Here is a 12870-nt window from a genome sequence, read left to right on the forward strand (position 1 = left end):
GAGGGTTCCACCTCTTCCCATTCCGAACAGAGAAGTTAAGCCTCGTCACGCCGATGGTACTGCGTAACAGTGGGAGAGTAGGTAGCCGCCGTTTTTAAAGAAGCCCTTCCGGTAGAAATACCTGGAGGGCTTTCTTGTTTTTGATACCTTAGGAATATCCCTTATTTATCTATAAACGTCTTTTAACACATAAAACTCCAAAACATGGGAACAAAACACTTTGTACATTGTTTCAATAATAGAGTCAAAGTTTTATGCTTAAATGATGTGAATAACGACAAACGAATATATTTAATTACTAAATTTGTCGCCGAAATGCGAGAATTCGATATAAACAACTGAAATAAATATCATGAAAGGTTCTGTGAGATTCATATTAGCGCTTGTTCTGCTGATGCTATCATATAGTATGGGTGGAAATGCTATGGATATCACTTCATGTGTTTCTAAGAGTGAAAGCTCTTGCCAGTTGTCGGAATCGAACGCCGATACCAACTCTAATTCTTCATTTAAGACCCGTTCGTTGGGTTTTGACAGATCATCCCAGTCTTTGTCTATTTCCGACGTAGAATTGGGCTTTAAATCAGTTACAGAAACATCTTCTAATAATTATCGTCTGCGTAGAATCATCGAAGCGAATGATTCTCTTAAAGACGTTATGCATAAGTTTTTCTTGTTAAGAGAAAACTCACTTGTATTAGATCAAAGTAAATCCTATTACTCGGATAAGGATCCACATTACTCCATTATCTGTAGCGACTACTATGTGTTCGCTCTAAGACGTATCCTTATTTAGTTTATTACTATTCCCATCTTATTTACTTTTCGTACCCTGTATGAAGCTGTGTGACTTTCATTCTCTTGAAAAGTCACAGGGTCTATAGCGCAGTGTATCTAATCATTTGAAATTTTCTAAATAACTAAAATTAATATCTTAACAAAAAAACTTATTATGGAAACTACTAAAAAGTCTCAGATCGTAGGCATAAAGAATGCCGGTATTGTAATCATCTGCTGTTTCATCGTGGCAGTGTGTATTTATCAGTTCCTGTTGGGAAATCCGTCTAACTTTATGAACAATGATCCTAACAACCATCCATTGAACATGTTGGGTACTATTTACAAAGGTGGTGTTATTGTGCCTGTTATTCAGACACTGTTGTTAACTGTACTCGCTTTGAGTATTGAACGCTATTTTGCGCTTCGTTCTGCTTTCGGTAAAGGTTCGTTGGCTAAATTTGTAGCTAACATCAAGGAAGCCCTGGCTACCGGTGACCTCAAAAAAGCACAAGAAATCTGTGACCAACAACGCGGTTCTGTTGCCAATGTAGTTACTGCTACTTTGCGCAAGTATGAAGAAATGGAAAAGAACACAGCTCTTCCTAAAGAACAAAAGCTGCTGGCTATCCAGAAAGAACTGGAAGAAGCAACTGCTCTGGAAATGCCTATGATGCAGCAGAATCTTCCGATTATCGCTACTATCACCACTTTGGGAACATTGATGGGATTGCTCGGTACTGTAATTGGTATGATCCGTTCATTTGCCGCATTGTCTGCCGGTGGTGGTGCTGACTCTATGGCTTTGTCACAAGGTATCTCTGAAGCCTTGATCAATACGGCTTTCGGTATCTTGACAGGTGCGCTGGCTGTTATTTCTTACAACTACTACACTAACAAAATTGATAAATTGACTTACGGACTCGATGAAGTCGGATTCTCTATCGTGCAGACTTTTGCAGCTACTCATTAATTTGGCGAACCCTTTAAAATCTATTAATCATGGGTAGAGCGAAAATTAAAAAGAAAGATACGTTCATAGATATGACAGCTATGAGTGACGTAACTGTATTGCTTCTGACTTTCTTTATGTTGACATCAACATTTGTGAAGAAGGAACCTGTACAAGTTACTACTCCGGCCTCCGTATCGGAAATTAAGATTCCGGAGACGAATGTACTCCAGATTCTGGTTGATCCGGAAGGAAAAATATTTATGAGCCTCGACAAGCAGCAGGATATGCAGGCTGTATTGGAGAGCATGGGTGAAGAGTATGGCATAAAGTTTACTCCGGAGCAGGAAAAGCGGTTTACACTGGCTACTACTTTTGGAGTGCCCATCAGAAGTATGCAGCAATTCCTTGACCTCCCGGAAGACCAGCGGGACAAAGTTCTGAAGAATGAAGGAATTCCGTGCGATAGCACCGATAATCAGTTTAAGTCGTGGGTGCGCAATGCACGTAACGCTAACGCTGATCTCCGAATTGCTATTAAGGCAGATGCTTCCACTCCATACTCAGTGATAAAGAACGTAATGAACTCACTTCAGGATTTGCGGGAGAATCGGTACAATCTGATTACTTCTCTCAAAGCAGAATCTGAAAATTAAAAGGGAGGAAAGACAATGAGTGCTGAAGTACAAGAGAGCAGCGGAAAGAAAAGAGGTAAGGGCAAGCAAAAGAAAATGACTGTCCGGGTAGACTTTACTCCGATGGTGGATATGAACATGTTGCTGATTACTTTCTTTATGCTTTGTACCACGTTGAGCAAGCCTCAGACGATGGAAATAAGCATGCCGAGTAATGACAAAGATATAACTGAACAACAAAAGAGTATGGTGAAAGCTTCTCAGGCAATTACATTATTGCTGGGAGCTGATAATAAGCTCTATTACTATGAGGGAGAACCTAACTATAGGGATTATACTTCATTGAAAGAGACTACTTACGGAGCAAATGGGCTGCGTGCCGTACTTCTTCAGAAAAATGCTGCGGCTGTTAATCAGGTGAGAGCCTTGAAGCAGCAGAAGCTCGATCTGGAGATTACAGATGACGAATACAAAAAGAAGGTTTCCGAAATTAAGAGCGGAAAGGATACACCGACCGTTATTATCAAGGCGACGGATGATGCTTCTTATATGAATCTGATTGACGCATTGGATGAGATGCAGATATGTAACATAGGTAAATATGTGATAACGGATATTGTCGAAGCCGATGAATTCTTGATTAAGAATTACGATGCTAAGGGAGAGCTGTCACAGAACCTGGCTGATAAATGATGTAACACCTAAAAAAAGAAAGTAAAATGGCAAAATTAGATTTAGCTTCTTCGGAATGGTGTCAACAGATTTTTGAAGGCAAGAATCAAGCGTATGGCGCATACAGAATGCGTGCCAATTCACCTAAACGGCATACGGTTGCGATGCTGATTGTGGTGGCGATAGCAATCGTCGGATTTACTATCCCTACGCTGCTTAAGTTGGCAACTCCCGAGCAAAAGGAAGTGATGACAGAGGTTACGACTTTGTCAAAATTGGCAGAACCGGAAATCAAACAGGAAGAGATGAAACGGGTGGAACCGGTTGCACCTCCCCCTCCTGCATTGAAAAGTTCTATTAAGTTTACGGCTCCTGTCATCAAGAAGGATGAAGAGGTGAGCGAAGACGATGAAATCAAGAGTCAGGAAGAATTGACTTCTACCAAAGTGGCTATCTCCATTGCCGACGTAAAAGGTAATGATGAAGTCAACGGAGCTGATATCGCTGACTTGAAACAGGTAGTGACACAAGCAGCCGAACCGGAAAAAGTATTTGATATGGTAGAACAGATGCCGACGTTCCCCGGCGGACAGCAGGAACTGATGGCATATCTGGGAAAAAATATCAAGTATCCGACGATTGCACAGGAGAATGGAACACAAGGTCGCGTTATTATACAGTTTGTGGTAGAGCGTGACGGTACTATTAGCGATGTGCACGTAGCTCGTGGCGTTGATCCTTATCTGGATAAAGAAGCTGTGCGTGTGGTACAAAGCATGCCGAAATGGATTCCGGGTAAACAAAATGGTAAAGCGGTACGTGTGAAATTCACCGTTCCGGTAATGTTTAGATTACAGTAAGATGATGAAGAGACAATTTTGGCTGATAGGAATCGTTTTGTTGGCAGTGTTGAGTGCTTGCCGTTCCAAATCGGATGGACCGACGGATACGTATTCGTCTGGGGTGATATCTATTGCGGCGGATGAAAGTTTTGAGCCTATTATACAGGAAGAAATAGATGTGTTTGAGAGTCTGTATCCTTTGGCTGGAATTGTCCCTCGCTACACGACGGAAGTCGAAGCAATTAATTTACTTCTGAAAGACAGTGTCCGGTTGGCTATTGCGACCCGGACATTGACTGAGGAAGAAATGAATTCCTTCCACAGCCGCAAGTTCTTTCCCCGTGAGATTAAACTGGCCACGGATGGTCTGGCATTGATCGTCAACCGGGGTAATCCGGATTCTTTGTTGAGTGTACGAGATTTCAGCCGTATCCTGACTGGTGAGGCGAAAAACTGGAAAGAGATAAATCCGAATTCTCCACTGAAGAGTATTCAGGTGGTATTCGATAACAAGAACTCCAGCACCGTACGCTATACAATGGATTCCATCTGCGATGGAAAACCACTGGCTACTGACAATGTCAGTGCCTTGAAGACCAATCAGCAGGTGATAAAGTATGTAGCAGAGAACCCCGGAGCAATGGGAGTCATTGGTGTAAACTGGCTGGGTAACCGCAGTGACACCACCAATCTTTCTTTCACCGAGGAAATCAGAGTAATGGCAGTGAGTGCGGAGGATGTAGCTACTCCTGCTAACAGTTATAAGCCTTATCAGGCTTATCTGTATTACGGTAACTATCCATTGGCACGACCAATTTATGCATTACTGAATGATCCTCGCAGTGGGCTGCCTTGGGGATTCGCTTCTTTTATGACATCCGATAAAGGGCAGCGGATTATATTAAAATCTGGACTTGTGCCGGCTACTCAGCCAGTGCGTATTGTCCACGTGAAAGACGAATAATAACTAAAATTAGTGACTATCATGAAAAGAATACAAATGTTTTTAGCTGGAGCGTTTATAGCAGTTGGGTCGCTCTATGCGCAATCATCTGATGCCGAATGGCAGGCAGGAGTTGCCAAATTGAAAGAAATCATTCAGACGAATCCGGCTCAGGCCAATGAGGAAGCTGAACAGTTGATAAAAGGAAAGAATAAAAAGAATGTGGAACTTCTGGTGGCGATCGGTGAGGTATATCTGAAAGCCGGCAAACTTCCGGAAGCACAGGAGTACGCTGCTCTTGCCAAAAAAGCGAATGGTAAATCGGCTCTTGCTTCTGTATTGGAAGGAGATATCGCTTTTGAACAGAAAAATGCAGGTCTGGCATCTCAGAAATATGAAGAGGCTATTTATTTCGATCCGCATTGCACGGAAGCATATCTGAAATATGCAGATACTTATAAATCTGCAAATGCAGACCTTGCTATCGAGAAACTGAATCAGTTGAAAGCACAGGAACCGTCCAACACAGCCGTAGATAAAAAACTAGCCGAAATTTATTACTTAAAGAATGATTTTAGTAAAGCTGTCGAAGCTTATTCGAATTTTGCAATGGGACCGACAGCTACAGAAGAGGATTTGGTGAAGTATGCATTCGCTCTCTTCCTGAATCATGACTTTGAGAAGTCGCTTGAAGTAGCGAATATGGGATTGAAAAAGAATGCTCGTCATGCAGCGTTCAATCGTTTGGCAATGTATAACTATACAGACCTGAAACGCTTTGATGAAGCAATAAAGGCGGCAGACGCTTTCTTTACCCAGTCAGACAAAGCTGATTATTCTTATCTGGACTATATGTATTACGGTCATTTGCTTGATGCTCTGAAGAGATATGACGAAGCTGTAGGCCAATATGAGAAAGCTATACAATTAGATCCGACAAAGACGGACTTATACAAGAATATTTCTACTGCTTACGAGCAGAAGAACGATTATAAAAAGGCAATCAGTGCTTACCAGAAATATTATTCATCCCTTGATAAGGAACACCAGACTCCGGATTTGCAATTCCAGTTTGGCAGACTTTATTACGGTGCAGGTACGCAGACTGATTCGCTGACAATCAATGCTGAAGAGCGCAAACAGGCGCTGATGGCTGCTGATTCTGTTTTTCATACTATTGCAGAAGCAGCACCGGAGAGCTATCTGGGCAATTTTTGGAGAGCACGTGCCAATTCTGCACTTGACCCCGAAACGACTCTTGGATTAGCGAAACCTTTCTATGAGGAAGTTGCTGCTCTGCTGGAAAGCAAGAATGATCCTCATTACAATTCAGCTTTGATTGAGTGCTACAGTTATCTTGGATATTACTATTTGTTGGCTATTGAAAATCCGGCACTGAAAGCGGAAGCGATGGCTAATAAGGAAAAATCCAAAGAATATTGGAGCAAAATTCTGGCTATAGACTCCACTAATGCTACTGCTAAAAGGGCATTGGATGGCATCAAATAGTGAATAATTTTAGTTGTTTGTCGTGACAGGAGGAGTGGAGAGTGATCTTAGCTCCTCCTTTTTTATAGTCACGTTTTACATGATGGGGCTGTTACATTGCTTTGGTTAGTGTGAAGCAGTCGATATCCGGTGCCCAGTTGTAGCTGTTACCCATACGGATATGATTATAACCGGCTTTCAGATCTACAGGAATTGTGATCTGGTTGTGTTTGTCGTCTTCTCCCAGTGAATCCACTTTGGTAACAATGCCATTGACATCTATTTCCAGTTGGCGTCCTTTGCCGAATGAGTAATGAATGGTCATCTCGTAACGTCCGCCGTCTGCGCTATATACTTCCGGCCATTCTGCATAGTTTTCCGGGTGTCCGCCCAAAAATCCTACCTTCATTTTTCCGGAAGCTTCCTGATCGGCAGCATATAGGATGCCTTTCGGGTTTTTGCCGAGATCATTGAACATGGGGAGATAAGCCCATTCCGCTTCATACAATGTCGGTTCCAGACGTGTTTCTCCTTCCATGCGGAGGAACATAGCACTGTGTGCGGGGAGTGTCTGCTCAAAGACATTGGAGAAACTTCCCAGATCACTGCGTTTTGCCAGATTGCGTACTTTCACATTTCCGCTAAATTCAAGTGCCGAGAAAGGTACGGAGAAGCTGCACACGGTGTCCGATGGATTATAAAGTGCGACAGCACGTACGTTACCACGTTTTTGTTCGATGTCTTTTACCAGTACATAGCCTTCGTTTTCATGCTGCACTACGTATGCCTGCAAGCCCAGCGGGTCTTGATTAAGAGCGATTAATTCTTTGTTGGTCAGCAGTTGAAGGGAAGATTCGGGCAGGCTTTCCAGATTACATCCGATCAACAGAGGCGAACTCATGATACACCACAGGCCGAAGTGGGCTTCTTCTTCTGTCGGGGTAAGTCCGTTTCCGCCTACTTTGCTGTTATTACGGAAACCGATGACCATCATATCCATATCATTATAATGTCCGTCTTTGGCGTAAGCGGACAGATATAGGTTTTTGCCGACTACATATTTCAATGAGCCCCAATGCGCATTGATGTCACCGCTGATACGCCATGAAGTTGCTACATCTTTAGCCCACGTACCGGGGAAAGCCCAGCGGCAGATATTGACAGAGACGTCCTTGTTTACTTTGTCGATACTGTTTCGGATAGAAGTATAGCGTTCTTCTTCATCCAAGCCCAGCAGGTCTCCGCCACAATAGTCTATCTTGATGAAGTCGAATCCCCATTCGTCGAAATAGAGTTGGGCATCCTGTTGTTCATGTCCATGAATGCCGGCTCCTACTCCTGCGTGATCGTTGTCCGCGATAGAGCCGCAGGTGTTGTTACCCGCATCTGTATAAATACCGGCTTTCATGCCAAGGCTATGTATATGGTCGGCGACAGGTTTCATACCGTTCGGAAAGCGACTCTTGTTGGCCTGCATTTTTCCATTGCCGTCCCGTTCGCCAAAATATCCGTCGTCAATGTTGATATAGCGGTATCCCACGTCTTTCAGACCTTTTTTGACCATAAGGTCAGCCTGATTTTTAATAATATCTTCACTGATATCTACCCGGAAAGCATTCCATGAGCTCCAACCCATAATAGGAGGGTTGACCGCTTCTTTACTACCGGACTGGGAAACCTGAGTTTCTGCACAACTAACACATAATAGGGAAACTATCGCTGTGGTTAAGAGGTGGAATCTGTTTTTCATGATGTAATTAGGTTGATGAATAAATGAGATTAAATAAATTTTTGGTAACAAAGATATAAATGAATCTATTGGCGTGCAAATAAATTGAACAAAAATGGCTGGGTATCGAATGAAAAAGAAATATAACTTCTTGAATTACCCACTGGATTATCAACGTATTATAAAGGCGTATAAAGCAAAAAGCGACAAATGATAAAATCATTTGTCGCTTTTGTCGGAATGAGGCGACTCGAACGCCCGACCCCTACGTCCCGAACGTAGTGCGCTACCAACTGCGCTACATTCCGCTCTCGAAAGTGGTGCCACCAGGAATCGAACCGGGGACACAAGGATTTTCAGTCCTTTGCTCTACCAACTGAGCTATGGCACCTTTCTCGTTTGCGGGTGCAAAGATAAGTATATTTTTTAATACTGCAATAACTTGAAGGGAATTTTTCGTCTACTTATGAGGAAAGAGAGAAACTTTTCTTTTGGGGAAGAATAAATAGGCAATGCGGCATCACTTATTCAGTATATTTTATACTTTTACGAGTCTAAACAATCCGGACACTACAAACAATATAATATGATTCCTATGGCATTACAGTTTATTACAATTATTTTGTTAGCTGCATTCATTTATGTACTGGTTAAATATCAGACGGTGAAGAAAGATATGAATTCGATGGCAGCTGTAATGTTGCATGAATCTAATGAGTTAACTTCCATATTGCAGAACATAAACGTCTACTATCTGCTGATTGACAGGGACTTTGTCGTTCACAATACCAACTATTATGCTTTGAACCATTTGACACCTGTGGAGGGAGAAAGGAAAAAAGTGGGAGATTTATTGCATTGCAGAAATGCGATAGCTGCCGGAGAATGTGGAAAGCATGAACAATGTAAATTGTGCTGCATACGTACATTTATCGGCAAGGCTTTTTATGAAAAGAGAGGTTTTAAGAAACTGGATGCTTCTATGAAATTTTTAAGTGACGATGGAAAGTCCATTATTTCCTGTGATGTTTCTGTTTCGGGCGCTTATCTGCTGCATATCAATGGTGAAGAGCGTATGGTGCTGACAGTCTACGATGTAACGGAACTTCGGAATATACAGCGATTATTAGATGTAGAAAGAGAAAATGCGATTTCCGCCGATAAACTCAAGTCTGCCTTTATAGCCAATATGAGCCATGAAGTTCGCACTCCGTTAAACGCTATTGTCGGATTTTCCGGCCTGATGGCTACAGCTACCAGCGAAGAAGAAAAGAAGATGTATACCGATATAATCTCAGAAAATAATGAGCGGTTATTACGGCTGGTAAATGATATTTTTGATCTTTCGCAAATAGATGCAGGCGTGTTGAACTTTGTATATTCAGAGTTTGATGCCAATGATTTGCTGAGGGAACTGGAAGGTGTTTTCGGAATGAAGCTGAATGAGAATCCTTTGGTGGCATTAATATGTGAGGCACATCTGGAACCGATTATGATGCATTCGGAGAAACAGCGCATTATTCAGGTATTGACCAATCTGCTTCATAATGCGATGAAATTTACTAAAACAGGGGAAATCCGTTTTGGATGTCGTATGGAGGGTACAGATGAAGTCTGTTTTTATGTCTCTGATACTGGCATTGGTATTCCGGAAGAGGAGCAGGAGAAGATATTCTCCCACTTTACGAAACTTGACCGGGAGGTGCAGGGAACAGGACTCGGATTGACGCTTTCGGAAACAATTATTCATAATCTGGGAGGAAGAGTCGGAGTAAAATCGGAACTTGGAAAGGGCAGTACTTTTTGGTTTATATTACCTTTAATCACGAAGAAAGAAGTTGCTTGATTGAAAAATAAAACTGTCAGATAAAGCAAGAATTGATTTACTGAAGGAGAAAAAAGAAGAAAAGAGAAGTGTGAAAAAGAAATGCCCTGAAAGAAATAATAGGGAATGAATAATAAGAAATGAATAATCCCACCCTGGATACTGATTGGTTCAAGGTGGGATTATTGATAGATGTTAACTATATGTTTAGCTTTTAAGATTTAGGTATACCTTCATCTTTATTTCCGGAATTTGGCGATCCGTTACTTGCAGTGGTATTTCCACCAGAAGAAGCCGGATTGCTTGTCGGAGCAGAGCCGGAGGTTGCAGAGCCGGCACTTGCGGGGTTTGCAGTGGCGGGACTAGCCGGATTGGCAGACGATGTTGAAGCAGAAGTCGGACGAGCAGTACTTGAGCTGTTGGCAGTAGCACCGGCAGTAACACCGGCAGTAGCAGCCTGTGGTTGTACTTCCCAATGGAACGGCTCGAAATTGGAATTAGGATCTACCCAAGACGGTTTTTTGGATGCGTAGATGATAAACGGAGCAATGACTACGATCAATGCGCCGATAATCAATACAGAGAACCATACAGTATTACTACCGGTAGAAATCTGGCTGGGCGGGATGAAGCTCAGGATGAATGCGAGCAATGATCCGCAGAAGCCAAGACCTCCGATGAACCACATCAAACCGTTACCGGATTTACCGATACGGAACGGGCGGTTCAGTTTCTTCATCTTATAACGTAGTGCGATAGCTCCGGAGAACATCAACAAGTACATGATAAGGTAAAGAATAACTGTCAACTGTGACAGAATCTGATAGAAACTCTGTACGGAAGGCATGACAACGAACAACAAACTCAATACTGTAACAGCGATACCTTGTACGAACAGGATATTCTTCTGTACACCCAGCTTGTTTGTTTTCTGGAAGAATGGAGGCATATAACCAGCTTTACCTACAGCAAAGATACCTTTGGACGGACCTGCTACCCATGTCAGTACGCCGGCCAATACTCCGAATGCAAGAGCGATAGCGATGATCGGTGACAACCAGGAGGCGTGAATGTATCTGAAGTAATTGTCGAAACCAACGAGCAAACTTTGAGTCAAGTTAATATCTTTGGCAGGGATGATAACACCCAGTGCGAATGTTCCCAATACGAAGATAAGAACAGTGATAAGTGCACCGATAAATACGGCTTTCGGGTAGTTCTTAGATGGATTTTCTACGTCCTTCACGTGGATACCACCCATTTCCATACCGGCATAAAACAAGAAGATACTGGCCGCAAGAACAACATTATCGAAGTTGGTAAAATCAGGGAAGAAGCTGCTGTGGAAATCCATGTTGGATTGTCCGCCGGTTGCCAGATAAATGATGCCCAGGATAATCAGCAGGGCAGCCGGGATAATTGTACCGACCATACCACCGACCTTGGCTACCTTACCTACCCAGCTCATACCTTTCAGCGAAATGAAAGTTGCCAGCCAGTAAATGATAAGAACTACGACGAGGGTGTAATACTTGTTGTTTGCTAACGACATGTCATGTACATCGTTCATACCGATGAAGGCAATGGATACGGCACCGAATGTCAATACGGTCGGATACCAGATGGTACTTTCAATCCATTGTACCCAGATGGCGAGGAATCCCAGTTTCTTGCCGTAAGCTTCGCCTACCCACCGGAACACACCACCTTGCTTATCCTGAAACATAGCTGCCAGTTCGGCTGCTACGAGCGATGTCGGAATCAGGAAGACGATAGCTGCGAAAAGATAATAGAAAGCCGAACTCATTCCGTATACGGCCTCGGCTGGTAGTCCACGCAATGATACTACTGCCGTAACGTTCATGATAGCCAGGGTGAACACGCCCAGCTTCACTGCATTTTTAATATTTGCCATAAGTTAAGGTTTTAAGTGAAAAATATTTTAAAGTCAGTGTTATAACAACATTTTGCGCGAGATGTTTCCGCAATCTCTTTCAAAGTTCGTTAATTAACATCGCTAAATTGATAGATTGTATATCTCAATCCCTTTGTTCCGAAACAATCGCTTTATCAGATTGTTTCTAAGCATTATAAATTACATAAGAATCATTTTATTATAAATTAAGCAGTTATGAAATCAGCACTTTCCGATTTTATCTTAGGGAAAAAAGGGATTTATGGTATTCTCCACATTATTATATTATTGATGTCCCTTTTTCTGGTCATTAGTATTTCGATAGATACATTCAAAGGGATTCCTTTTTATACGCAGTCTTCGTACATGAAAATCCAGTTGTGGATTTGCCTCTGGTTTCTGTTTGATTTCGTATTGGAGTTTTTTCTGGCAAAGCATAAATGGCGTTATATACGGACGCACTTTATCTTTCTGCTGGTGGCAATCCCTTACCAGAACATTATTGCCTATTATGGGTGGACATTCTCTCCGGAGGTCACTTATCTGCTTCGGTTCATTCCTTTGTTGCGGGGAGGATATGCACTTGCTATCGTAGTAGGATGGCTTACTTACAACCGGGCTTCGAGTTTGTTCGTCTCTTATCTGACGATGTTGCTGGCAACGGTCTATTTCGCCAGTCTTGCCTTCTTTGTACTTGAGCATAAAGTGAATCCGCTGGTGACTGACTACGGAGACGCTTTGTGGTGGGCATTTATGGATGTGACTACCGTCGGATCGAATATAGTTGCGATGACGACTACCGGTAGGGTACTCTCTGTGCTGCTGGCAGCTTTGGGAATGATGATGTTTCCTATCTTTACAGTCTATATTACGAATCTGATTCAGCAGTCTAATGAAAAGAAAAAGCAGTATTATGCGGAAGAAGAAGAGAAGAAAGCGCCGGCACAGGGGACAACATAGTCTACAAATAGAAAGGGGCTGTGTCAAAACTAAGGCACATCCCCTTCTTTTTTTAATATAAAATAGTCGTTCCTCTTTTTTGTCTATGCGACTATTTTTTCAGTAATTAGGTAATAAGGCTTAATATTCGTC

11 protein-coding genes, 2 tRNA genes and 1 rRNA gene are annotated in these 12870 nt (G+C 42.4%); 10 read left to right on the forward strand and 4 right to left on the reverse strand.

The features are described from left to right. The 8 genes from rrf to BLW31_RS23190 form a co-directional block, all read left to right on the forward strand. Positions 1 to 94 (forward strand): 5S ribosomal RNA (gene rrf, locus BLW31_RS23155); the annotation flags it as partial. A gap of 258 nt (positions 95 to 352) precedes the next feature. Then, positions 353 to 796 carry a DUF8440 family protein gene (locus BLW31_RS23160; RefSeq protein WP_010535535.1) on the forward strand — a complete coding sequence of 148 codons (444 nt, stop codon included), beginning with the start codon at positions 353 to 355 and terminating at the stop codon, positions 794 to 796. A 156-nt stretch (positions 797 to 952) separates the two neighbouring features. Continuing rightward, positions 953 to 1750 (forward strand): MotA/TolQ/ExbB proton channel family protein, encoded by a 798-nt coding sequence (locus BLW31_RS23165; RefSeq protein WP_010535534.1) that lies wholly within the window; start codon positions 953 to 955, stop codon positions 1748 to 1750. A gap of 29 nt (positions 1751 to 1779) precedes the next feature. Then, positions 1780 to 2385, forward strand: a complete 606-nt coding sequence (locus BLW31_RS23170) for an ExbD/TolR family protein (RefSeq protein ID WP_010535533.1) — start codon at positions 1780 to 1782, stop codon at positions 2383 to 2385. Positions 2386 to 2400: 15 nt separating this feature from the next. Further along, positions 2401 to 3057: an ExbD/TolR family protein gene (locus BLW31_RS23175; protein ID WP_010535532.1), complete on the forward strand. Its 657-nt coding sequence runs from the start codon at positions 2401 to 2403 to the stop codon at positions 3055 to 3057. Positions 3058 to 3083: 26 nt separating this feature from the next. Beyond that, complete coding sequence (locus BLW31_RS23180; RefSeq protein WP_010535531.1) at positions 3084 to 3896, forward strand: energy transducer TonB; 813 nt, start codon at positions 3084 to 3086, stop codon at positions 3894 to 3896. Between the two features lies 1 nt (position 3897). Continuing rightward, positions 3898 to 4842 carry a PstS family phosphate ABC transporter substrate-binding protein gene (locus tag BLW31_RS23185; RefSeq protein ID WP_032836523.1) on the forward strand — a complete coding sequence of 315 codons (945 nt, stop codon included), beginning with the start codon at positions 3898 to 3900 and terminating at the stop codon, positions 4840 to 4842. A 21-nt stretch (positions 4843 to 4863) separates the two neighbouring features. Further along, complete coding sequence (locus BLW31_RS23190; protein WP_029425047.1) at positions 4864 to 6330, forward strand: tetratricopeptide repeat protein; 1467 nt, start codon at positions 4864 to 4866, stop codon at positions 6328 to 6330. Between the two features lie 91 nt (positions 6331 to 6421). Here BLW31_RS23190 and BLW31_RS23195 read toward each other — a convergent pair whose 3' ends face one another. The 3 genes from BLW31_RS23195 to BLW31_RS23205 form a co-directional block, all read right to left on the reverse strand. Continuing rightward, on the reverse strand, positions 6422 to 8059 hold the full coding sequence (locus BLW31_RS23195; RefSeq protein WP_029425045.1) for an alpha-galactosidase: 1638 nt from the start codon (positions 8057 to 8059) through the stop codon (positions 6422 to 6424). A 214-nt stretch (positions 8060 to 8273) separates the two neighbouring features. Next, a tRNA-Pro gene (locus tag BLW31_RS23200) sits at positions 8274 to 8346 on the reverse strand. 10 nt (positions 8347 to 8356) lie between these two features. After that, a tRNA-Phe gene (locus tag BLW31_RS23205) sits at positions 8357 to 8429 on the reverse strand. Positions 8430 to 8714: 285 nt separating this feature from the next. On the opposite strand from BLW31_RS23205, the gene BLW31_RS23210 reads away from it, so the two are divergent. Beyond that, positions 8715 to 9884: a sensor histidine kinase gene (locus tag BLW31_RS23210; protein ID WP_373169639.1), complete on the forward strand. Its 1170-nt coding sequence runs from the start codon at positions 8715 to 8717 to the stop codon at positions 9882 to 9884. Positions 9885 to 10077: 193 nt separating this feature from the next. Here BLW31_RS23210 and gadC read toward each other — a convergent pair whose 3' ends face one another. Beyond that, positions 10078 to 11778 carry a glutamine/gamma-aminobutyrate antiporter GadC gene (gene gadC / locus BLW31_RS23215; protein WP_010535526.1) on the reverse strand — a complete coding sequence of 567 codons (1701 nt, stop codon included), beginning with the start codon at positions 11776 to 11778 and terminating at the stop codon, positions 10078 to 10080. Between the two features lie 216 nt (positions 11779 to 11994). On the opposite strand from gadC, the gene BLW31_RS23220 reads away from it, so the two are divergent. Then, positions 11995 to 12738, forward strand: coding sequence for a potassium channel family protein (locus tag BLW31_RS23220; protein ID WP_010535525.1), 744 nt, complete (start codon positions 11995 to 11997; stop codon positions 12736 to 12738). The last annotated feature ends 132 nt before the right edge of the window (positions 12739 to 12870 follow it).

This window comes from Bacteroides faecis MAJ27 (assembly GCF_900106755.1).
GTDB classification, from domain to species: Bacteria; Bacteroidota; Bacteroidia; order Bacteroidales; family Bacteroidaceae; genus Bacteroides; species Bacteroides faecis.